Genomic DNA, 23,570 nt, shown 5'->3' on the forward strand with positions numbered 1-23,570 from the left:
TTCATGCCTTAGGCTGGGACTGCTGACCTGTTCTCGCGAATGGGCAGGTGGACGATAGCACTGAAGGCTCCGATGCCAACTCCGATCCACCATACCATTGTGTAGTCCCCAAATTGGTCATACATGCGTCCACCTAGCCAAACGCCGAGAAAACTGCCGACCTGGTGACTGAAGAAGATGATGCCGTAGAGCGTGCCCATGTAACGTAGGCCGTAAAGATGTGCGACCAGCCCCGACGTCAATGGTATTGTGGCCAGCCACAGCGACCCCATTACGAGCGAGAATACTATCACAGACACCGGAGTGATCGGAAACATGATAAACGCTGCGGCCGCCAGAGTACGTCCGGTGTAGACAGTCGCCAGCAGATATTTCTTGGGAAAGTGGTTCCCCGCCCATCCAGCCAGAAGCGTTCCCCCTATATTGGCCAAACCGATCAGAGAGATAGACACCGCACCAAGCGCAGAGGTCGTCTGAATGCCGATCGAGTGCAACACGCCGCCCGGCTGGATCGGGCCGCACATCTCGGTCACGAAGGCCGGGAAATGGGCGGTGATGAAACCCAGCTGGTAACCGCAGCTAAAAAACCCAAGGAAGATCAGCGCATAAGATGGATCACGGAAGGCTTTGCCAAGAATGTGGCTCATGCTTTCTTCCAGCACGGCCTTACTAGCCGGTTGCGGCGCGCGCATGAATGGCAATGTCAGGATCAGTGCAAGTATTGCCAGAGCAAAGATGATAAAAACCTGCTGCCAGGGCATGAACGTCAGCAGCCATTCGGCAGTGGGAGCGCCAAGAATCTGCCCGAAACTGCCTGCGGCGGTCACCACAGCCAGTGACATTGAGCGGTTTTCATCCGAAGAGGCGCGTCCAACGACGGCAAGAACCACGCCAAACCCGGTTCCGGCGATGCCAAAACCAACCAGCCAGGCATACATCTGATGTTCGAATGGCGTGACGGACCAGGCCGACAACACCATACCAGCCGCATAGGTCAGTGCCCCAAGGATGATCGCCTTCCGATCGCCGATCTTTTCAGCAATCGCTCCAAAGATCGGCTGACCAACACCCCACGCCAGGTTTTGTATCGCAATCGCCATCGAGAAATCGGTGCGCAGCCAGCCGAACTCGTCCGCAATCGGGATTTGAAACACACCGAACGACGCACGCACGGCAAAGCTGACCGTGATGACGATACATCCCACGATCAGGATCGGATTCAGCAGGCGGGCCGATTGCGACATGGAAACCTCGGGGTTTTATTTCGGTGGACGGTAGCGAATCTGCATCCCGCGTCAAATCAGCAGATTTGGTGTCACGGATCAGCAAATTTGATGCGTGGTCTGAAAAGGTTACTTTTCAACACGCAACACCAGCGCTATGGCTCGGGCGTATGACGGATTTGATTTCGCTATACAATGCCCGTATTGCCGAGGGCAGTCTTACACGAGACGATGCGCAAGAGGCCGTTCTGCCCCATTTCGAGCGCATCCGGTCCGCGCTTGCATCACCGGTCAAACGCGGGCTTTTCCGCAAAGCGCCTCCTCCACCCCAAGGTTTGTACCTGTGGGGCGGCGTGGGGCGCGGCAAATCTATGCTGATGGACATGTTCGTCGACACGCTGCAAGAAATCCCTGCTCGACGCGTGCACTTTCATGCCTTCATGCAGGAAATCCACGCGGGCATGCACAAGGCCCGTCAGGATGGGGTCGAAGATGCACTGGCCCCGGTCGCCCAGAACGTTGTGAATTCGGTCAGGCTGCTGGCTTTTGATGAGATGCAGATCACCGACATAACCGATGCGATGATCGTGGGGCGGTTGTTTGACCTGCTAAATGACGGCGGTGTGGTTATTGTCACCACCTCGAACCGGCATCCCGATGATCTCTACAAGAACGGGCTGAACCGGCAGCTTTTTCTGCCCTTCATTGCGCATATCAAGGAACAGCTGCAGGTGTGGGAGCTGGTCTCGCCCACAGATTATCGCCAGAACCGGCTGGAAGGGGCAGCGGTTTATTTCACCCCGATTGGTCCCGAAGCGCGACAGAGCATTCGCAGTGTATGGCAGGACCTCGCGGGGGGCGAAGCAGAACCGCTGGTATTACAAGTTAAAGGCAGAGCGGTCGAGCTGCCCGCGTTTCGGAACGGCGTGGCCCGGGCCTCGTTTTACGACTTGTGCGGGCGCATGTTGGGTCCGGCGGATTATCTAGCAATCGCTGACGCGCTGAAGGTTCTGGTGTTGGAGGACATTCCCCTTCTTTCGCGCAACAATTTCAACGAGGCCAAGCGTTTTGTGACACTGATCGACGCTTTGTATGAAGCAAAGGTTCGATTGATCTGCTCTGCCGCAGCGGAACCGGAAATGCTGTATGTTGAAGGCGAAGGTACGTTTGAATTCGAGCGCACCGCCTCGCGCCTGCGTGAGATGCAGGGTAAAGATTGGGGAAATTAAGGGGCTGAGCCAAGCCGCCGATTGCATTTTTTAGGTGGCACAACCTCTCATATGGCAGCTTGTGTCAAATACCGAGGCGGCCCCTGCCTTCGTTGGCTTTGTTGAAGCGAAGGCCGGCTTTCAGCCCAAGGCAGACCATTGATAATGGTAGAGCACCCGCTTTTGTTTGCCCTGGAAAACACTTTACAGGCCAATTCGATTTGCCGGTCGTTTTGAAGTTCTGACCAAAGCGGCGGACCACTTTAGTTGCGCTGCAGACCAAGTTCGATTACTCATCGGAAAAATTGTATATCATGGAACGCAACTGAACATCCTACGCACTATGAACTAGAAAATAGGACAAACATGCTGATTAAGCTTACACACGTAATGAGTCTACTTGCGGCAGTGACTGCTTTTTCACCTGCCGTTGGGCAAGATGTCCAGTCTTCGACCCTTTTTACAAACGTTGATGTCTTTGACAGTCGAAATGCAACTGTGATCGAGGGCGCTAACGTCCTGGTCATCGGCAATCTCATCTCCGAGGTTTCAACCACTGAGTTGCCATCCAACGGCGCAACTATAATAGATGGCGGTGGGCGGATGCTCGTGCCCGGTCTGATTGATGGGCACAATCACATCATGCTGGGTGCCAGTCCCATTGCGCTGGCTTACAATCAGCACTGGACCTACGTAGGCGCGCTGGCAACACGAGAGGCCGAAGCCATGCTAATGCGCGGTTTTACGACCCTGCGGGACGCGGGAGGACCATGCTACGGAATCGCCCAGGCCATTGATGAGGGCATCGTGCCCGGGCCGCGTATATTTTGTTCCGGACATTTCATAGGGCAGACGTCCGGGCATTTTGACTTTCGTTTATATAATGAAACTCACCCACGGCAACGCAGCGAACGCAGCTTCTTTGAGACACAGTGGTCTTTCATCGCCGATGGTGTCCCGGAAGTTCGAGCTATGACCCGCGAGGCGTTGCGATTGGGTGCGACCCAAATCAAACTGAGCCTGGGTGGCGGCAACTCCAGCCCCTATGACCCTCTGGACACGACGCATTACTCGATTGAGGAAATCCGAGCTGCAGTAGACGCGGCGGAGGACTGGAACACCTATGTTTTAGTACACGCCTATACTGATGAGTCGGTTGTGCGAGCGCTGGCCGGAGGGGTCAAAAGCATTGATCACGGCAACCTAATCGCGGAAGAAGCCACCATAGCAGCAATTCGCGATGCGGGCGCTATTCTCAATCCTCAGTTCCTGATCTTCACACCAGATGAAGAGATGCTAGCAGGAGGGGACCCGGACACTATCGCCAAGGGCGCACCGGTTCGTGACAATGTGGAGACCTTCGTTTCGCTCATCCAAAAGTACGACCTGCCGATTGCCTTCGGGGTCGACCTTTTTGGTTCACCGGAACTTCTTGCCATGCAGAATCTGGAGTTTGAACGGCGCGGACGGTGGTGGTCGGGAGCGGAAGTTTTGCAACAAGCCACATACAATACCGCTCAACTCCTTGCCTTATCTGGGCCGCGAAACCCATACCAGGAAGGGGCGCTTGGAGTTGTCGAGCCCGGGGCTTATGCCGATCTTATTCTGGTCGATGGCAACCCGGTGGAGGACATCACTTTGATGGTTGATCCAGCGGCCAATTTTTCGGTTATCATGAAGGATGGTGTAATCTACAAAAACATTCTCGAGTAAAGCGGCCCTTCAAACGCTCTGGACAATTTGAACGGCAGGTTCTGTCGGGCCAGTCTTACGTGCCCTTGTCCGAAATTTGTCAGTGATTGGCAGTGATAGCTCTGAAAAAATCTATCCAATCGCGGTGACGACTATGAATTTCGGCCTATGAACCCAGGTTCTTCGATGGCTTATTCCACAGTTTAGGTGTTTGCTTCGATTGAGAAATCGAACATGCAAAACTCATCTGAGCGCCTTGGCAACTCAAAGATCAGCCTAGAAAGTGACATGCATTTTATGGGAGAACTCGGTTAAAGCCTTAGTGAGCGGCGCACCTCGATAAAACCTCTCACGCTGGCGAATTCGTTCGAAATTGGAGATGACAGTGAGTGGCGAAGAAAACAAACCAATCCCAGCACATGTGGAACTAGACCCCGATCACGAAGACGCCATCGTTCGATGGTGTAACCGAATGATCCGACACGGTGTCAGAGCATTATCGGTGCTCATGCTTGGTATCATTATCCTGGCAGTTATTGATGCCGGTTTCACAACATATCAGAAGTTTCTGGAACCGCCTGTTTATATTTTAGAAGTCAGTGACCTTCTCGCGGTTTTCAGTGCTGTGTTGGTCGTTCTTATTGCGATAGAAATCTATACAAACATAACTCTCTATCTGACTGCCGACGTCATCCACATCAAGCTTGTTGTCGCAACCGCCCTGATGGCGGTAGCTCGAAAAATCATCACACTCGACGATAAAAGTTTGGAGCCTCAGTACTTTCTTGGTTACGCAGCGATCGGCCTTGCCCTGGGCCTAACATACTGGCTTATAGATAGAAAACCGTGAAGCAACTCTGACAGTGGCTTCGCAGAACACTTAGACTGTGCATCCGAAAGCTTTGTCTTCGGTCGTCGCTTCAAGGAATGCAGGCAGCGTATCCGCAATCACCGCAAAGAATATGTGGTGTTGTCGGCTTGCGCTTTACATATGTCTACGATGATCCCTGGCGGGCGCAACCGCGCTGCGTGAAGGTTTGCCGGTAGGTTCAGAAAGGGCGAATAACGACCAAAGCCCGAGTGGCTAACCCCGATTGCTTGCCATTGGCATGCTAGCGACGGCGATCAACGCAAAGACAAAATCGGCGGCGTTCGCCTGTGCTATCACGCCCTCAAAACAACAGGCCAGCGACCCGACGGTGTAAAGTTCAGCTGGACACTTCAGCCATATCTACGCCCGCATCACGCAACAGATCAAATTTCACCGCCGTTGCGCTGACCTGCCTGTAAAAAGCGATCAGTTGTCGCGTTGGTCCTTGCAGGCGGGTCAAGCCGACGGTCGCGGCCACGACCGTGCCAACATCTGTATTACCTTCCAGAACCTGCCAGCCACCAACAACGAGAACTCCTACAGTGCCAGCTCCGTTAATTATGCTGAGAACAAATTTCGATGATAGTTTCCACACAAATATCCGGGAACGCGCCTCGTAGATTTCGTCGAATTTAGGCGTGATTTCCGCGGCCAATCGATCGGCATCAACAAGCCAGTTTGTGGCCTTGCGCAATGTGTGAACCCGATCTGAGACAAGCAGGTTCACGCGCGTCTGAACGAATAGAACGATAAATACCTGTGGAATAATCATGCAGATTGCGATCAGCCCCAGAGAGGGCTGGTTGGCCGCAATGTATCCGACGATCACAACAAGGGTTCCGGCCTGTACGATAGGTTCAGACAGAGCGCTACCAGAGAATTTTCCTACTTGTTCGGCTTCGGCTGACACCATTGTGGCCTTTGCACCATAGGCAACTTTCTCGGAACCCGCGGGGTTTTCGCGCGACAGATTGCAAATTCGCTTGCGCAGTTTGCGGATCATGTCCTCACCCAGAACGCTCGAAAGATACCCCAGCACCCATTTCAGCGCGAGGCTGAGGGTTATCACTGCACCCATAGCAGCGCCGAGCCACAACAAGCCTTCGGGGTTTATGTTCTTTTCCGTCAGTCCGTTTACGATTTCTTTCTGATAATTCAGAGGAAACGCCGCGAGGGCGGCAATGATCAGCGACAGCAAGATGTTGACCACCTGACGTCGCCCGGTTGTTCTCCAGATGGATTTGTAAAATTCAATCACTTCACGTTCCCCCAAGATTCTTGCAGCACCTTAGCTGAACGAGGTAGGTGCCGAGTTGTTGACACACTGTAACACTCAATTTCATTCACATAAAAAGATGCGTGTTTACCAAGCGCTTCCGGTGAATTTGGAGCCCACGGTTTCTTGGAAGATTAACGGTCGGGATTTGGTTTCCCGAACTGGAGGAAAGCCTCTGGCCCCGAGATTTGGCATAGCGCAGCCGCGCCCACCTCTATGCAAGTCCCCTAATCAAGTTCACAAGTGCAGGTTTCGGACAGTGCACCTTACCCACCCTTATATTTGATTTTTTGCATGTTTTTTCCTACACTGCGGGTTCAGATTTGCTGCCTAGGGGGTCAGTTATGAGAACTCATTTTGAACCCAATTTTTTGTTGCATACGTCAACTGTCTTTGCGCTTTCACTGGGGACTCAAGCACTCGGCTTCGAAGGTGAAGTTCCTCCGGATGATGCTGTCCCTTCACAAACCTACTCGCCGTTTGTTGACCGGTCTTATCCCGATCAAGTTCTGTTCGGCGATCTTCACTTCCACACAGAAATCTCTTTCGACGCAGGACTAGTGGGAACCTCGTTGAGCATTCATGACGCCTTTCGCGTGGCCCGAGGGGATAGGGTAACTTCAAATACCGGGCAGCCTGTTCAGCTCATCAGGCCCCTCGATTTCCTCGCTATTACCGAACACGCAGAAATGTTGGGGCTTGCAACCGCTGTTCGCGCAGCAGACCCCCGGCTATTGGCCGACGACTGGGGCCGCTTGACCTATGAACGGTTCAATGCCGGGCAGGAAGGTCGCATGGAGGCGTTCGCCGACATCATCGAGATCGCATCAATCGAAGGACGCGACCCGACAGCTGGCTTGGATTTGGACGGGGACCTCTGGCAGCAGATCGTGGAGACAGTCGACGATTACTACGAACCCGGTGTGTTCACATCGTTGGCGGGATACGAGTGGACATCGACACCACGTGGCGACAACCTTCACCGTGTAGTGATCTTCGGGGACGGCGCCGATAAGACCAGTCGCACCCGCCCATTTACCTTTTTCGAAAGCGAAGACCCCGAGCCATTGTGGGATTACCTGGCGACCTACGAAGAAGAGACGGGCGGAAGCGCCGTTTCCGTTCCGCATAACGGCAATATATCCAACGGAATAATGTTCGCGCCCACCAAGTTTGACGGCACACCGATGGACGCAGAATACGCGGCCAAACGTATTCGCTGGGAGCCCATGCACGAGGTGACCCAGATCAAGGGAGATGAGGAAACGCACCCTTACTTGTCGCCGGATGACGAGTTTGCGGATTTCGAAACCTGGGACGTTGCAAACATCTCGGGGACCGTCGCAAAGACCCCTGAAATGCTACGTTACGAATATGGACGTTCTGCTTTGAAGGTTGGCCTTGAGGTCCAGCGAGAGACGGGCATAAACCCCTTCAAGTTCGGCTTCTACGGTACAACCGACACGCACACCGCCCTCCCGACTACGCGGGAAGACAACTATTTCGGCAAATACCAACACACTGAGCCTTCGGCAAATCGCCACAACTTCGATGTAATTCCTGCCGAAGACCCGGCATTGCGTATCATTACGGCGCAAGAGTCGGCAGCGGGTCTCACCGCTGTCTGGGCACGTGAAAACACGCGTGAGGAAGTCCACGGGGCTATCAAGCGCAAGGAAGCGTACGCCACAACCGGGCCGAGAATGCGGGTCCGCGTCTTTGGCGGCTGGGGTTTCGATTCTGATGATCTGTACGCGTCGGACTTTGTTTCCAACGGGTATCAAAACGGCGTGCCAATGGGCGGAGATTTGAAGAACGCGCCTGATGGAGTTTCTCCCAGCTTTTTGATCCGCGCGCTTCGCGATCCGGATGGTGCAAACCTCGACCGTGTCCAAATCATCAAAGGCTGGATCGACGAGAGTGGCGACACCCATGAACGGATTTTTGACGTGGCCGTTTCCGATGGCCGAGAGATCGGAGAAGATGGTCGCGCGCGGGAACCGGTGGGCTCAACGGTTGATGTTGAAAACGCGACGTACAACAACTCAATTGGTTCTCTTGAACTCGCCGCTTATTGGCAAGATCCAGATTTCGACCCCAATAACAACGCGTTTTACTATGTGAGGGTTATTGAGATTCCAAAGCCACGTTGGACGACAATAGACGCAGCTTTCTATGATATCCCGCTGCCAGAGGCCGTCCCGGCCGAAGTCCAGGACCGTGCCTACACCTCACCGATCTGGTACAGCGCCGAGTAGCAACATAGTTTTTTCGGCGAAACCGTTCGTGATAAGCTTAGACGCCCATATCGCGAGCGTGCCCGCTGCCCGACTTGGTGGGCGAAACGGTACAGTGCGGCAGTCCTCAGCCGTTTTCACGCAGGATGTTGCCGGCCAGATAAAGTGAGCCGCAAATCAGAACGCGGGCCTGCGGGTCCTCGTCGGTGATGGTTCGCAGCGCACTGGAAACGCTATCGGCCGTCGAGGCAGGCAAGCCAACCTGCGTCGCGGCAGAGGCGGTGTCTTCGGCGCTGAGCGTGGCGGCTTCGCCGGGGATTGAAACGGCGGTCAGGCTTTGCGCCTGCCCTGCCAGCGGAGCAAGGTAGCCGGTCACGTCCTTGGTGTTCAACATGCCGCAGATCATATGCGTTGGGCGTACGGGTAGTTTGGACAGAACGTCCGCCAGGGCTACCCCGGCAGCTACGTTGTGGCCGCCATCCAGCCAGAGTTCGGCCTGAGGAGCCTGATCAACCAGAGGGCCGGTTTTCAGACGCTGCATCCGGGCGGGCCATTCGGCTTTGGTCACGGCGGCCTCATAGGCGTCATCACCCAGATTCAGGTAGCGCAAGACCGCCAGTGCGGCCCCCGCGTTTTGCAGCTGATGCGCGCCCAGCAGGTTCGGCATCGGCAAATCCCGCAGACCGGTTTCGTCCTGATAAACCAGGCGCCCGTTTTCTTCAGTCACATGCCAGTGCTGGCCGTGGATCAGCAGCGGTGCCCCCAGACGCGCGGCGGTGTATTCGATGACTTCCAGCGCCTCGTCCTGTTGCGGGCCGACAATACAGGGCACGCCCGGTTTGATGATGCCTGCTTTTTCAGCGGCGATCTTACCCAGCGAATTCCCCAGAAACTGTTCATGATCGATTGAGACCGGGGTGATCACCGTAACAGCTGGTTCATGGACGACATTGGTGGCGTCCAACCGGCCGCCCAGACCGACCTCAAGCAGGGTATAATGCGCCTGCGTGCGCGCAAACGCCAACAGCGCCGCGCAGGTCGTGATTTCGAAATAGGTGATGTTCTCGCCCCCGTTGGCGGCGTAACATTCATCCAAAACTGCAGTTAGAGCAGGCTCCGATATCAGCTCGCCCGCCAAACGGATGCGCTCGTGAAACCGCGCTAGGTGGGGCGATGTATAGGCGTGCGTCGATAGTCCGGCCCCTTCCAGACCGGCCCGGATCATCGCTTGGGTAGAGCCTTTTCCGTTGGTCCCTGCGATATGGATGACCGGCGGTAATTTAAGCTGCGGATTGTCCAGCGCTTCAAGCAAACGCCAGACCCTGTCCAAGGTCAGGTCAATGATCTTGGGGTGCAGCGCCATCATCCGGTCAAGGATGAGGTCGGATGACTGAGAGGTCATTTCTCAGCCTTCTCCTCAGCAGGGGCTTCCTTTACGGTCTCCTCCGACTCTGGCGCGGGTAAGTCGCCTTTCACCGCAGGAGGCTGGTTCATAAGCATCCGGGTGATGGTGATCAGTTCGTCGCGCATCTCGGTCCGCTTGGTTACGCGGTCCAGCATCCCGTGATCCAGCAGGTATTCTGCACGCTGGAACCCTTCGGGCAGTTTTTCGCGGATAGTCTGTTCGATCACGCGTGGACCGGCAAAGCAGATCAGCGCGTTGGGTTCGGAAATATGCACATCACCAAGCATAGCATAAGACGCGGTCACGCCCCCGGTGGTCGGGTGAGTCAGCACGACGATATAGGGCAGGTTCGCCTCTTTCAGCATTTCAACGGCAACCGTGGTACGCGGCATTTGCATCAGGCTGAGGATGCCCTCTTGCATCCGCGCGCCACCCGCGGCTGAGAACAAGATCAAAGGACGTTTCAGCTTTACCGCCTCTTGCGCGGCAGCGATGATGGCGTTGCCAACATACATGCCCATCGATCCGCCCATGAACGAGAAATCCTGCGCGGCGGCCACAATGGGCGTTCGCCCGATCTCACCTTTGGCGACCAACATTGCCTCTTTCTCGCCGGTTTTTTTCTGCGCCGCCTTCATGCGGTCAGGGTATTTTTTCTGATCCCGGAATTGTAGCGGGTCGTCCTTGGGCGCGGGCACCTCAACCTCTGAAAAGATACCGCCGTCGAACAGGTGGTTGAACCGCTCGCGGGGTGTGATCGCCATGTGGTGACCGCATTGGGTGCAGACGTTCTGATTTTCCGCCAGCTCACGGTGGAACAGCATCGTGCCGCACTCGTCGCACTTGTGCCAAAGATTTTCGGGTACTTCCCGTCGCGAGAAGATCGAGTTGATCCGAGGGCGGACGTAGTTTGTGATCCAGTTCATGTTGGAACCTTATTATGCGGCGTTGACGTCAAATAAGACGCTACGGAAGGAAATGCAATCAGCGCCTGAGCGCAAGTCGCGCAGTGAGCCAGCAAACAATCATCACCACGAAATCCACAAGCAACCACTGCCGCAACATATCGGTTTCAGACATGTCATAAGGTAGCAGGTACAAGGCCAACCCGCTGAGGTGGTCGGGCAGCGAGATGAACAATAGTGCAATGGTATTATTAAAGAAATGCAAGGCGATAGCAGGCCCCAGTGTTCCCGAGCGTGCAGTCAGGTCCGAGGCCAAAAGACCGAAGACGCAGGACCAGATCGCCACAAGCATCGCGTTTTCCCCGGTTATCCCCGGTGCGTAATGCCCTGCTGCGAACAGAACCGATGGCAGGCCCATCCAAATTACCGGCGACCGGAACCTTGCAGCCAGCGATTGCTGTATATAGCCACGAAAGAGAACTTCTTCGGCGCTGGTCTGAATCAGCACAGCGGTCAAGGACAAAGGCAGCAAGATCAACCAGTGAGTCAGTGCAAGATTCTGGGCCAGCGGCTCGCCTACGCCATAAGGCGGCAACACTGCCATCACGAGACCCACCACTATCAACGCCACCAACACGCGCCAAAACTGGCGCACCGCAAGGGCGCGCGAACCCAAAATCGAACTCAATGTTCGATGGTGCAGTTGTCGCACCGCAACGGCTACACCCAAGGTCAGAAACCCGAAGCTTGACAACAATACCAAAGCGGCCAAAGCCGATGTGCCGCGGAGAAACCCTTCGGCTTGATCCGAAGGTGCAATGCCGCCGATGACCGCAAACAAAACGGTATTCAGCGCAATATAAACAGCAACAACAATCGCCAGTCCGACCACGAGGCGCCAAAGCTCGGGCCTTTGGCGGGCCGCACTCACCAGCCCTTCGTGAGCGGAGTAAGCGAGGGGGTCACGCATTGTCGTCTACACTGCCTTCGATTGTTTGCGGAATGTCGGGGTAGACATCAGAGGGCACTTGGGCCGTATTGATCCTGTTGGACAGCATGGTCAGATACCCCGCCACGGTTTGCAGCAGTTGCACAGCAACAGAAGCGTCGCTTTCGACAACGGCGCGCAGCTCTTCGGCGCCGATGCGCAAAAAAGTACAGGACGTGATTGCCGTCAGGTCTAGTTGTCGGGGCTCTCCGGTAATGATCGAAAGATCACCGATCAATCGACCCGGTTCGATGATTGAGACGGTCCTTTTTTCTCCACCTTCGCCCAGCCAATCCAGTTTGGCCTGCCCCTTGATGCACAGGTACGCAGCATCGGGTGCCTGCCCGCGGGAAAAAATCATCTGCCCCGCTGCCACGTCGTACCATTGTGCCGAAAACGCCAGCAAACGCTGGTTGCGCGCGTCTATGCTGCCAAACAACTCGGTCGATGAGATGATTTTCAACTTACGGCTAAGATCGGCTGAAGCGCCTTCTTCCTGAGCGATCTCAGTCCGCGAGACACCGTCGATTCGGCCATCCTTGACCTCAATGAACAGATCATAGGCCTCGGGATGGGCAAAGTGATCTTCCATAAAAATCATGATCGATTCAGGCAACAGCTCGCGCAGCCGCAGGCGCGTGCGCAGGCGGCTTTCGGAATCGTGGCTGGCCAATGCCTTGTCGAGGATCAGAATATCAGGTCGTTTGATCCCCGCGCGGGAAAAGGCGGCGCGTTCCTGGAAAACTGTGGGAAGGTTGTTTCCGCCCAGACCCGACGGCAGATCATAGATGATGGCCGCTGCGCGCCGCCTCAGGCCGGCTTCGTTCATGGCCTCGGCCACGACGTTTTCGATCTCATCTGCGTGTGCGCCGGCCATCAGCGAAACACGGCCGTAAATCGCGTTTTCTATCGCTGTTAGTCGAGGAATATAGCTATCGGGCGAGACCGGAAGGAACATGCCACCCATTGCGTTTCGCAACTGTTCCGCCCGTTCTTTTCGGATGGCAAGGATCTTGTCTTTGTACTCTTCTGGAAAATCCGGGCCGATCTGTTCCGCAGTCAGCATGAACGGAACCGTCAGCAGCAACGCACGTTCCTCGTCACTGATCTCGGATTCACCTTTCACCTTGCGCCGATCTTCGATGTCCAACAGGCGGTGGTACATATCTTTGGACATGCCCAGCCGTAGAAACAGCGGGTGATCCGTTCCGTCCCGGCCAAATGCACGGTCGAGCGTTTCCAGCACCGCGCTCGAAATACTCAGCGCGTCTGCAGCCAGATCATGTGTATTCAGCATAGACAGGAACCGCCCGTCGCCCACCAGAACATCCGGCGAGATGTCACGCGATGGTGCGCCAAACAGCAGATTGCCGCCCAGCGGAACAGCGGGGTTAAATCGATCAGGATCAAACCGATAGACATATTGATTCAGCCCTTTGTCCCGCAACCCGTCCTGAATTGTCTGACGCAAATTAACGATGCCTTGCGCCAGCACCGGGTGCAGTTCGGGATCAAACCTGCTGCGCAGGGTACGACGGAACATGAACTCATCAATGCCCATCGCCTCGACCAGCTGAAACCACCAGTCCCGAATGTCTTCGATATCGTCCAGCCCTGCCAAACCGGGATCAATCCATTCGTCTGACAACGAATCCGGGGGATTACCGGCCCGCACGGCCTCGATCTGCCACCGGGACGGCGCTTTTTCCGCCTCGGCTTCGTGCTGGGGGTGAGTGCGCAGCGGCATCAACAGGTTGTCACCCAACGTTCCGTCAAACAGGTAAGGGCGTGAATATGCGTAACCGATCCTGGCGGCGATAACGGCCTGATGCAAATCGTTCAGGTTATGGCCGGCCATGATCACGTCGCCCTGCACTGGCAGGACCTCGCGGGTCAACACCTGGGCCAACGCGTTGCGTTCCGAGGCATGGGCCGACTGGATGGCTACTCGCGCACCTTTGGGGATGGTCAGGTCTATGTCTTCCAGAATGGTCTTGCCGTCATTGTCGCGCACAGTCACGTTGCGCAACTCGATATCGCCGGTCAGATGCGGGATCGTCTCGGGCTCGCCCACGAACAGGTCCTCGGGGATCATGTTCGCCGGAGCAAATCGCTCGGTCACGACCTCCCACCGCAGGGACATGTCCTGAACCTGATTGTAATAGGTCAATAGGTCCTTCCATGGGCCGCTCAGGTCCTTGTAGGCCCCAAGTGCCGCCACCAGTGCACCTACGGTCACTTCACCAGTGATCGCCAGATAACCGCCCACCGAGTAAAACAGAAACGGCGTCATCTGAGTAATCAGATTGTTGAGGAACTTCATGAAGAATTTCTTGTTGTAGATCCTGAAGCGGATCTCGAACAAGATGCCCAACCGATGGCTGAACTGCGCCAGCCTGTACCGCCAGCCACCGTTAGTACGCAGATCGCTGATACCAGCGGCGCTCTCGCCGATTTCCGAACTCAGGTTCCGAACTTCCTGAATGCGCTCTTTGTTCAGAAGGTTGATCTGACGTTGTAGTTTAGGGATCAGCCAGGCTTGTAGCGGGATCAGGGCAATGCTCGCCAGCCCGAACCAAACGCTCTGCATGAATAGAAAGGTGACGATCGTCATCATCTGGCCGAACTGGAACACTGGCTGGGCAATGGCATCACCCATCAACCCGCCCATTGGTTCCGCTTCGGAGGTGATCATCGAAACCAGTTCGCCTTGGCTGGTTGTGGCAAAATAGGATTTCGGGAACCGCATGCTGCGGTGGATCAGAGTGAACCGCAACCGGCGCAACATTCGTTCGGCCAGTATGCCCTTCATCGTGTTGATGCGCATTTTCATCAGGCCGCTGGCGATCACCGTAGCCAGAAAGGCGAAGCACAGGACCAGCAGATATTGCACTTGCGTAACAGTAAGACCAAGGACCTCAACAGTATCGGCAGGCGCGCCGATGGCATCGTTGATGATCTGCTTGGGCAGTTCAAGCGAGGCGTAGAGGAATGGAAATGACAATACCGTCAGCAACAGCAGCACAAGCTGTTGTTTCTTGGAATGTTTCCAAATGAATGCGAATAGAGTGGGTTCCATGCCCCGGGCTTGCCTCAATAGTATTGGATGCGTTGTCGGATGATCCGCCGTAATCAGGTGTCAGACGGTACTTACAGACCCTGACGATTGCAACAATGGTGCCCCGGCTAACAGATCAAAGCCGGAAAGCCCATCCGAAAACAAGTTCACAAAATCGGGAGGTTTACACACTATTTTCGTTTATTCATCTTTAATCTCGGCGCTCTCTTTGACTAAAGAGGGGGCGAGCTTGATTGATGGGATCATGGGCAGAATTCTGGATCGCTATATTAACTACAGGGTCGTAAAACGCTGGCGGAACGCGCTGAGCGGTGCAGCCGTGGCGCCCGAACCTAAGCTGCGTCAGCAACGCGACGATGCGCGCTGGTTGCGGTGGCATCTAAATCAGTTGATCCACGAAGCCAATAGTCGGCTGACCCGCCCCAGGATGGGATCGCCTCAATTCCCCAAACCGCTTGGAACCGACTGGAGCTGGCGGCCGGACCTGTGGCGAGGGCAACTGGCCCGTCGGGGTTTGGCCTCGGCCCCGCGCAAAGCGCCAATGGATCAGCAGGTAACTCTATTTCATGACTGTTCCCTGGCCGAGATCGGAATGCGGCAAACCCGGAATATTCGCGATAACGATCTGGCCGCCTGCGGGTTGTCGATCGAGGTTTTCGGGTTCTCGGGCAATTTTCTGTCTCTGTCCGTTGAGCTGCCGTCGGACGCATCGCAGGGCCTGACCAAACAACACCTGATGCGCGTGGATGCCCTGATCGAGCCCGAACACATGCTGGGGGTTTTCGCCCGCCTCAACATCCAGCACGGGCCGAACACCGAACAGGTACTGCGCAAGCTGGATTTATCCGCGCCTTCAGTCTCGGTTGATTTCGATCTGGCGCATTTGCCTTTGAATGAACGACGGATCGAAAAAATCTGGCTGGACTTGATCTTTGAAAACCCGGAAATGAACCACGTGATGCTGCGCGATCTGACCTTTTGCCGCCATCACCGGGCAGACCTGTAAAAGCATTGGCAATGACACACGCAACACTTACACCCATCCGCTTTGAAAACGGCATCTGGCTCGGGCACTTGCAAGCTGGGGCCAAGCCACAGGTCGAGGTTCGCTATCTGGATCAGACCGTGCCAGAAGTTGATGTAACCCAAGCGGATAGCGGGTGGGAGGTCCGCATTCCAGTACCTGCAACGGCATTGTCCGACGGGGTTCATTGCTTTGTGATCGTAGATGCGACCACCGAGGTGAAACTCGGTGATTTCACAATTATTGCGGGCTCTCCGGCCGCAGACGACTTGCGGGCGGAAGTTGAGCTGCTGCGCGCCGAACTGGATATGTTGAAACGTGCCTTTCGGCGGACGCAAAACGCAGCAGGCTGAGGTGAGGCCTTCAAAAACTCAGACCGCCCTCGTCCAAAAGTTATCGAAGGCAGTGGCAATGGGTGCGTTAGTTACGTTTTTTGGGACCAACCAAGCTTTGGCGGTCACTTGACCCATTCAGCACGGCGCGCGATCCTGGGATATGGAACGACCCAGAACACAATACGCCAAGGCCGGTGACATCCACATTGCCTATCAGGTCTTCGGGGATGGCCCGATTGATCTGTTGTGGGCGCAAGGCTGGGCAACTCATATTGAATACGCTTGGGAAAGTCCCGATTATGCGCGGTTTCTTACCAAAATTAGCCGATTTGCACGCGTAATTTTCTTTGACAAACGCGGTGTCGGCATGTCTGACAGGGATGTCGGGTACCCTACACTCGAAGAACGGTCACAAGATATCAACGCGGTGCTTGACGCAGTGGGAACCAACAAGGTTGCGATCTTTGGCATGTCAGAGGGTGGAGCGATTTCCAGTGTCTTCACCACCACATATCCCGAACGCGTCAGCCATCTGATTCTGAATGGAAGCCGACCACGTTACAAATGGGCCCCGGATTATCCACTCGGGTTAAAACCCGGCGAAGTAGAAGAGGCAATAAGGCATTTCAGTAGTTACGCAGATGGCGACTTCATCGGATTGGACGGGGCGCCCAGTATCTCTGATGATCCAGCAGCACAGCGCTGGCTTGATACCTATTTTCGATACGCGGCAAGTCCCCGCGCCTTGATGAAATTATCGCAGATGAATTATGACATCGATTACCGCCATGTTCTTAAGGCGATACAGACCCCTACTTTAATCTTGCACCGCGAGGGCGACCGGTGGTGCAATGTGGGTCATGCGAGATATTTAGCTGCCAATATCGAGGGCGCAAAAATACGGATTCTACCGGGCGAAGACCATATTGCCTGGTACGGCGATCAGGATCAGTTGGTTTCTGAAATCAGAGCATTCGTAACCGGTGAAGCTGGATCGGTATCCGCTGAACGGACGCTGCTTACACTGGTTTTTCTTGATCTTGTTGATTCAACTGAACGCCTAACCGAGATGGGTGATGACCGCTGGCATAGTATTCTGGTTCAACTTGATCGGACCGTAGAGCGCCGTGTCACTGCGTTCGGCGGCACCACAGTCAAACACACAGGAGACGGTTACCTACTTTCATTCCGAGGGCCGACAAGCGCATTGGATTGTGCGAAAACGCTGCGTGAGGACGTGACGGGGCTGGGACTGAAAAGCCGTATAGGTGTGCATACAGGTGAATGCGAAGTTCGCGGGCAGGATCTGACCGGTTTGGCGGTGCACGTAGCCTCAAGACTGATGGGCGAGGCAGGCCCGAATGAAATTCTGGTCTCTCAAACCGTCAAGGATTTGACGTTGGGCTCAGATCACAGTTTCAGCGATCTGGGACAGCGTGATTTACGTGGAGCTCCGGGCGAATGGACGCTTTTCGCCATGGCGAATTGAATTTCGTGTTTTAGTCCAAATTGCAGGAAAATAGGGTCGCCCTATTTGGGCGACCCATATCGTCACTGTGACGGCCCGTTCGGGTTGAAGGCCGACAAACCTTTGAGGATATCAATAGCATACGCCAGCTGGTAATCCTCTTCCCGCAGTTCGGCCGTGGCTTCGGCGCGCGCGCGGTCTTCTTCGATCTGGCGGATTTCGTCCTCGCTCAGACTGTCATTGTTCAAGCTGCCGCGCAGATCGGCCTCGGACCGGGTACGTGCATTGCTTTCATCTTCCTCGGCTTCGGCCACGGGGCGCGGTTGCTCGACAATGATGTCGGGGCTGACGCCAAGTGCCTGAATCGAACGGCCCGACGGTGTGTAATAGCGCGACGTGGTTAGGCGCATAGCACCGTCACCGCGCAGCGGCATGACCGTCTGCACCGAACCCTTACCAAAGCTCTTGGTGCCGACGACAATGGCGCGGTGGTGGTCCTGCAAGGCGCCCGCCACAATCTCAGAAGCGGAAGCAGACCCGCCGTTGATCAGAACAACAATCGGTTTGCCCTCGGCAAGATCGCCGGGGGTTGCGTTGAACCGTTCACCTTCGCTGGGATCGCGGCCACGAGTCGAAACGATTTCGCCCTCATTCAGGAACGCATCTGAAACCTTGATTGCCTGTGTCAGAAGGCCACCGGGGTTGTTGCGCAGGTCCAGCACGAAACCGTTTACCTTTTCAATGCCTCCGGCCTCTTCGATCTGCTCATTCAGACCCTCCTGAAGATTGGGGAAGGTCTGGTCGTTAAAGGTGGTCACGCGCAGAACGACACTGGTGCCTTCGGTACGGGCGCGAACAGCTGTCAGTTTGATCGTGTCGCGGATGATGGTGACGTCAAATGGTTCCTGTTCGCCTTCGCGGACGACAGTGATCACAATCTCGGACCCAACCGGGCCGCGCATCAGATCAACCGCCTTGTCCAGCGTCAGGCCAAGGATGCTTTCGCCATCGACATGGGTGATGAAATCGCCCGCTTCGATCCCGGCCTCGTCCGCTGGCGTATCGTCGATCGGCGAGACAACTTTGACAAAGCCCTCTTCCTGCGTGACTTCGATCCCCAACCCACCGAATTCGCCACGGGTTTGCACGCGCATCTGCTCGGCATCGTCAGGGGAAAGATAGCTGGAATGCGGATCCAGCGAGGTCAGCATGCCGTCAATCGCCGCTTCGATCAGATCTTCCGGCTCGACCTCCTCGACGTATTGTGCGCGGATGCGCTCAAAAATATCGCCGAACAGGTCCAGCTGTTCATAAACGCTGGCCTTGTTTTCAGCCTCTTGCGCCAGCAGAGGGCCAGCGATCTGAGTGGTTGCGATTATACCCGCCACGGTTCCAGCCAATCCGGCCATCACAAATTTTTTCATTCTCGATTATCCATCCTTGTCGGTCCGGAACCACGATTCCGGGTCCACTGGGCTGTTATCCTGTCTTACCTCTATATAGAGCGTTTCTGACCGATCAGTTCCAGTGCCATCACCGCTAGTTGACAAAATAGCGCCGATTTCCGGGGTTTCTCCGGGCATCAAACCTACCGGAGTGCCCTCCGGGATAACTTGACCGGGGTTGCCATATACCTCCTGCAGACCCGAAAATACGAATAAAAGGCCGGGTTGGGGTTCCAGGATCACCAGATTCCCCAAGTCAAGCAGTGGTCCGCGATAGCGAATCGTGGCGGCCGTCGGAGATGTCACGATCGCGCGCGGCCGGGTCCCCAACACGACGCCGGGGCGCTTCACGCCTGCTGCGTCAGTCTCACCGGCGCGGTGCAACAGCACGCCTTGCGCGGGCAAAGATATCTGGCCTTTGATATCCGAGATATCCGCGCTGGTTTCTGCAATCTCGCCTTCTGAAATCTCGGACAGCCCGCTGGCGAAACCCTCCAGTGTTTCCGATGACGAAATCAGGATCGCGGTTCGCACTGGATCTTCCACAAAGCGTCTGGGCAAATCCGTCCGATCAGCGATGGCAGTGCTCAGTTGCGTGCGGGCGGTCTGAACGCCGCTCAGTCCCTCTGTCAGGGTTTCAGTGGCGCTTTGTTGCAACTGGCGCAGGGTCTGCACCTCTTGCAAGTCGTTGGCCAGTGCCTGCGCGCGAGCGTTCAGTCCGGGTGTCACTTCGGACAACATCATACCCGCACGCGCTGAACCTAGCGGCCCCGAAGGGTGCAACATCAGAACCGGTGGCGCTGTCGTCTCAATGGTCTGCAATACGCCCAGCAGTTGAGCAATCTCTTCTTCACGGGCGTGCAATTCCGCGGTCAGCTGCACCTCTCGCGTGGCGGCGCGGCGCAGACCTTCGCGCATTGCGGCCAGCCCTGCTTCGTAAGCTTGAATGGTTTCAGTGAGGGCTCGCACACGGTCGCGAGCGCCCTCGGCCTCGGTCAGGGCAACCGATGCCTGCTCAAGCATCTGCGCAGCATTCAGCGCTGCGGTCGCCGGATCGGTCTGGGCATGGACCGGCGTCGCAAACAGCAGCGCCAAAAGTAGCGCGCGTAGGTTCATGACAACAGGCTCTTTCCGGTCATTTCCGGTGGCTGTTCCAATCCCATCAGGTCTAGCAGCGTCGGTGCCAGATCCGAAAGGCGCCCATCTCGCAAAGTGGCGCCCTTTGGCCCGCCAACCAGAGCCACAGGCACAGGGTTCAGAGTGTGCGCGGTATGCGGCCCGCCGGTTTCCGGGTCGACCATCATTTCACAGTTACCGTGATCAGCAGTGACGATCATCGCGCCACCGGCCTTTTTCAGCGCAGCAACCACTTGCGCCAGCCCCCGATCTACCGCCTCACAGGCTTTGATCGCAGCTTTCAGATCGCCCGTATGACCGACCATGTCCGGGTTAGCATAGTTGGTTACGATCAGATCGTACCCTTCCTCGATCGCCTCGACAAATTTGGCGGTCACTTCGGCCGAGGACATCTCGGGCTGCAGATCGTAGGTCGCCACATTGGGCGACTTCGGCATGAAGCGGTCTTCCCCCACCTCGGGTGTTTCCTTACCGCCATTCAGGAAGAAGGTGACATGAGGATATTTTTCGGTCTCGGCCAGGCGAAACTGACGGCAACCCTGTTTGGCAACCCACTCACCCAAAGTGTTCACGATATCGCGCTTGGGGAAAACTGTAGTCATGTATTCATTGTGGCCGTCAGAGTATTCGACCATCCCAAGCAGTGCGGCCAATTGCGGACGGGGACCGGTATCAAAATCCGCAAAACCGGGTTCGCCAATCGCTCGCAGGATTTCACGAGCGCGGTCAGCGCGAAAATTGAGGCAGAAGAAGCCGTCACCATCTTTTACACCCTCATACCCATCCAGAACGGTCGGAGAGATGAACTCGTCTGTTTCCGATTGGTTATAGGCATGGTCAACTGCGCCGTGCGCCGTGGCAGACATACGCCCCTGCGCTTTGATCATTGCATCATACGCTTCGCTCACGCGGTCCCAGCGATTGTCACGGTCCATTGCGAAATAACGCCCGCAAACCGTAACGATCCGCGCGTTGTTCGGCAGCTTGTCTTCAAGCTCAACAATATATGAAAACGCAGATTTAGGGGCCACATCGCGCCCGTCAGTCACCGCATGCAGCGCGACGGGAACGCCGACATCTGTAATAGCCTTGGCGGCGGCAACGATGTGATTGAGATGACCGTGAACACCGCCATCTGATACCAGCCCCATCAGATGCGCCGTACCCTCCGTGGCTTTCACTTCGGCAATAAAGTCCTGCAACGCCGCATTTTTGAAGAACGAGCCATCTTCGATCGCCAGATCAATCTGGCCCAGATCCATAGCAACAACACGACCAGCTCCGATATTTGTGTGGCCAACCTCGGAATTGCCCATCTGGCCGCTGGGCAGACCCACATCCGGCCCATGAGTGATTAGCGTGGCATGCGGACCATTTGCCATGATTGCATCGAATGTCGGCGTTTCGGCCAGGTATGGCGCGTTGGCCTTAGTGTCCTCTGACAGGCCCCAACCATCAAGAATGCACAGGACAACGGGTTTGGGGGCGGTCATTATGGCTCTCCGGATTTCTGCTCTTGGCCTGTCTTGTATCGCCTGTCCCTCGACGGGTGAACCGCCTTTTAGCCACGGTCGAGAAGATTTAATGACTCTGGGGGTCGTCCTTGTCGATGTAATCGGCATAAGGCCGGGCTTTGCGTCCCCGATACTTGACGGTTAGCTCCAGCGGGGTTTCATTTTCGTCATAAACCCCAACGACGATCCCCCTGCCCCGGCTTTTCGTCCGCATCTCGACAAGTTGCTGTTCCGATCGCGTAGTGCGCTGCGACGGTCGGCGCGTCCAGGCGAACAGGTGGTCATACATATGGGCAATCACGTCAGAATGGTCGGCACAATCACCCAAATCGACAAGTTCGTCGGGGTCATTTTCCAAATCAAACAGCATGGGTCTGTGGCCACCTTCGCAGTGGATCATCTTCCACTTTTTGTCGGCCACCATAAACATCACCGCATCCCGAACCGAGGCATTCAACGCATCAGCAATAGGTGAGGCAGAATAGTCATATTCACAGATAACCACCTCGCGCGGGGTTTCCGTTTGGTGCCCATACAAAAGTGGCATCAGCGAATGGCCTTCAAGGATGTGACCCGCGATTTCACCACCCGCGACGTCAATAAATGTAGGTGCCAAGTCGATGGATTCGACCAGCGCATCGCTGACCGTTCCGCGTGTCGCATCTGCCTGAGTGGAAGGGTCGTAGATGATCAAAGGCACTTTGGTTGACGCGTCATGGAAAAAAGTCTTTTCCCCCATCCAGTGGTCCCCCAGAAAATCGCCATGATCCGAAGTCAGGACGATCATGGTGTCGTCCATCCGGCCTGTTTCCTCCATCCAGTTGAACAGGCGGCCCATCTGATCATCAGCCTGTTTGATCAAGCCCATATAGGCCGGGATCACCGCCTCGCGCACTTCCTGACGTGAGAATGCCTGACCGATTTTCGTGTCCATGAACGCCCTCAAAACCGGATGCGCGTTGCGGCGTTCTTCTTCGGATCGCACCACAGGCAACACATGCTCGGGTCCATACATCGATGCATAGGGTTCGGGCACAATGTACGGCCAATGCGGTTTGATAAAGCTCAGGTGGCAGCACCAGGGATTGTCATGGGTATTCATGAACTCAATACCCCGCCCGGTCAGATACGGAGTTTCGCTGTCCTCTTCCGCAATATTCGCTGGCTCGGCCGAGTTTTTCAGGAACCAGCCCGACAGCACATTGCCTTCTGCGTCCAACCCGGAATTGGCAAAGTCGTGCCAGGGGTTGTCGCTCTCATAGCCTTTATCCGTGAGGTACTTGTTGTATTCCTTCGCCCCGTCCGGGTCATAAAACCCATCAGGTCCTTCAGGCCGCATGCCATCATCACGCTCGAACACGTCAAAACCGCATTCCGCGACGCGGGCTCCAATCAGGCTGTCAGGCTCAAGACCCAACCGGGCCATTCCCTCGGCATCCGCGCGCATGTGGGTTTTTCCAACCAGCCAACAATCCATCCCCGCGCGCCGCAAATGGTCACCCATCGTCATTTCCCCAACTTTCAGGGGAATGCCGTTCCATGACGCACCATGCGAATGCACATAGCGCCCGGTATAGGTGGACATGCGCGAACTGCCGCAGATCGGGGATTGAATATAGGCGCGGTTGAACCGCACGCCACGCGCGGCCAGCCTATCAATGTTCGGAGTGTGCAGATGCGGATGGCCGTAGCAGCTCAGATAATCCCAGCGAAGCTGGTCGAACATGATGAACAGGATGTTTTTGGCTTTGGCCAATTCTGTG

17 protein-coding genes are annotated in these 23,570 nt (G+C 55.7%); 7 read left to right on the forward strand and 10 right to left on the reverse strand.

Annotated elements, in window-relative coordinates; genetic code table 11:
* Window positions 1-8 precede the first annotated feature (8 nt).
* Window positions 9-1,244 (reverse strand): MFS transporter, encoded by a 1,236-nt coding sequence (locus tag ACR0IY_RS12280; RefSeq protein WP_480673652.1) that lies wholly within the window; start codon window positions 1,242-1,244, stop codon window positions 9-11.
* Between the two features lie 149 nt (window positions 1,245-1,393).
* Here ACR0IY_RS12280 and zapE point away from each other — a divergent pair, with 149 nt between their 5' ends.
* The 3 genes from zapE (at window position 1,394) to ACR0IY_RS12295 (ending at window position 4,973) form a co-directional block, all read left to right on the forward strand.
* On the forward strand, window positions 1,394-2,452 hold the full coding sequence (gene zapE / locus ACR0IY_RS12285; RefSeq protein WP_480673654.1) for a cell division protein ZapE: 1,059 nt from the start codon (window positions 1,394-1,396) through the stop codon (window positions 2,450-2,452).
* 345 nt (window positions 2,453-2,797) lie between these two features.
* A complete protein-coding gene (locus ACR0IY_RS12290; RefSeq protein ID WP_480673656.1) occupies window positions 2,798-4,144 on the forward strand; it encodes a metal-dependent hydrolase family protein in 1,347 nt (448 codons plus the stop codon).
* A gap of 364 nt (window positions 4,145-4,508) precedes the next feature.
* A complete protein-coding gene (locus ACR0IY_RS12295; RefSeq protein ID WP_480673658.1) occupies window positions 4,509-4,973 on the forward strand; it encodes a phosphate-starvation-inducible PsiE family protein in 465 nt (154 codons plus the stop codon).
* A 358-nt stretch (window positions 4,974-5,331) separates the two neighbouring features.
* On the opposite strand, the gene ACR0IY_RS12300 is transcribed toward ACR0IY_RS12295, so the two are convergent.
* Entirely contained in the window at window positions 5,332-6,252 is a 921-nt protein-coding gene (locus ACR0IY_RS12300) for an ABC transporter ATP-binding protein (protein ID WP_480673660.1), read from the reverse strand.
* Between the two features lie 362 nt (window positions 6,253-6,614).
* Here ACR0IY_RS12300 and ACR0IY_RS12305 point away from each other — a divergent pair, with 362 nt between their 5' ends.
* Window positions 6,615-8,528: a DUF3604 domain-containing protein gene (locus ACR0IY_RS12305; protein ID WP_480673662.1), complete on the forward strand. Its 1,914-nt coding sequence runs from the start codon at window positions 6,615-6,617 to the stop codon at window positions 8,526-8,528.
* A 106-nt stretch (window positions 8,529-8,634) separates the two neighbouring features.
* On the opposite strand, the gene ACR0IY_RS12310 is transcribed toward ACR0IY_RS12305, so the two are convergent.
* The 4 genes from ACR0IY_RS12310 to ACR0IY_RS12325 are packed head-to-tail and all read right to left on the reverse strand — an operon-like array spanning window position 8,635 to window position 14,884.
* Window positions 8,635-9,909, reverse strand: a complete 1,275-nt coding sequence (locus ACR0IY_RS12310; protein WP_480673664.1) for a bifunctional folylpolyglutamate synthase/dihydrofolate synthase — start codon at window positions 9,907-9,909, stop codon at window positions 8,635-8,637.
* Complete coding sequence (gene accD / locus ACR0IY_RS12315) at window positions 9,906-10,838, reverse strand: acetyl-CoA carboxylase, carboxyltransferase subunit beta (RefSeq protein ID WP_480673666.1); 933 nt, start codon at window positions 10,836-10,838, stop codon at window positions 9,906-9,908. Before accD ends, ACR0IY_RS12310 begins: the two co-directional genes overlap by 4 nt.
* Before the next feature lie 58 nt (window positions 10,839-10,896).
* The gene (locus ACR0IY_RS12320; protein WP_480673668.1) at window positions 10,897-11,787 is read right to left on the reverse strand and encodes a CPBP family intramembrane glutamic endopeptidase; all 891 of its coding nucleotides are present in this window, start codon (window positions 11,785-11,787) and stop codon (window positions 10,897-10,899) included.
* The gene (locus tag ACR0IY_RS12325) at window positions 11,780-14,884 is read right to left on the reverse strand and encodes an ABC transporter transmembrane domain-containing protein (protein ID WP_480673670.1); all 3,105 of its coding nucleotides are present in this window, start codon (window positions 14,882-14,884) and stop codon (window positions 11,780-11,782) included. Before ACR0IY_RS12325 ends, ACR0IY_RS12320 begins: the two co-directional genes overlap by 8 nt.
* A gap of 244 nt (window positions 14,885-15,128) precedes the next feature.
* Between ACR0IY_RS12325 and ACR0IY_RS12330 the strand changes: the two genes are divergently transcribed.
* The 3 genes from ACR0IY_RS12330 to ACR0IY_RS12340 all read left to right on the forward strand — a co-directional run bounded on the left by ACR0IY_RS12330 (window position 15,129) and on the right by ACR0IY_RS12340 (window position 17,732).
* Window positions 15,129-15,890: a DUF6478 family protein gene (locus ACR0IY_RS12330; RefSeq protein ID WP_480674043.1), complete on the forward strand. Its 762-nt coding sequence runs from the start codon at window positions 15,129-15,131 to the stop codon at window positions 15,888-15,890.
* Between the two features lie 11 nt (window positions 15,891-15,901).
* Window positions 15,902-16,261, forward strand: a complete 360-nt coding sequence (locus ACR0IY_RS12335; RefSeq protein WP_480673672.1) for a hypothetical protein — start codon at window positions 15,902-15,904, stop codon at window positions 16,259-16,261.
* A gap of 142 nt (window positions 16,262-16,403) precedes the next feature.
* Window positions 16,404-17,732, forward strand: coding sequence for an adenylate/guanylate cyclase domain-containing protein (locus tag ACR0IY_RS12340; RefSeq protein WP_480673674.1), 1,329 nt, complete (start codon window positions 16,404-16,406; stop codon window positions 17,730-17,732).
* 62 nt (window positions 17,733-17,794) lie between these two features.
* Here ACR0IY_RS12340 and ACR0IY_RS12345 read toward each other — a convergent pair whose 3' ends face one another.
* The 4 genes from ACR0IY_RS12345 to ACR0IY_RS12360 form a co-directional block, all read right to left on the reverse strand.
* Window positions 17,795-19,135 carry a S41 family peptidase gene (locus ACR0IY_RS12345; protein WP_480673676.1) on the reverse strand — a complete coding sequence of 447 codons (1,341 nt, stop codon included), beginning with the start codon at window positions 19,133-19,135 and terminating at the stop codon, window positions 17,795-17,797.
* A gap of 6 nt (window positions 19,136-19,141) precedes the next feature.
* Window positions 19,142-20,272: a murein hydrolase activator EnvC family protein gene (locus ACR0IY_RS12350; RefSeq protein ID WP_480673678.1), complete on the reverse strand. Its 1,131-nt coding sequence runs from the start codon at window positions 20,270-20,272 to the stop codon at window positions 19,142-19,144.
* The gene (gene gpmI, locus ACR0IY_RS12355; RefSeq protein ID WP_480673680.1) at window positions 20,269-21,786 is read right to left on the reverse strand and encodes a 2,3-bisphosphoglycerate-independent phosphoglycerate mutase; all 1,518 of its coding nucleotides are present in this window, start codon (window positions 21,784-21,786) and stop codon (window positions 20,269-20,271) included. Before gpmI ends, ACR0IY_RS12350 begins: the two co-directional genes overlap by 4 nt.
* 88 nt (window positions 21,787-21,874) lie before the next feature.
* Window positions 21,875-23,563 carry a sulfatase-like hydrolase/transferase gene (locus ACR0IY_RS12360; RefSeq protein WP_480673682.1) on the reverse strand — a complete coding sequence of 563 codons (1,689 nt, stop codon included), beginning with the start codon at window positions 23,561-23,563 and terminating at the stop codon, window positions 21,875-21,877.
* Between the last annotated feature and the right edge of the window lie 7 nt (window positions 23,564-23,570).

The organism is Ruegeria sp. BC1 (assembly GCF_056539305.1).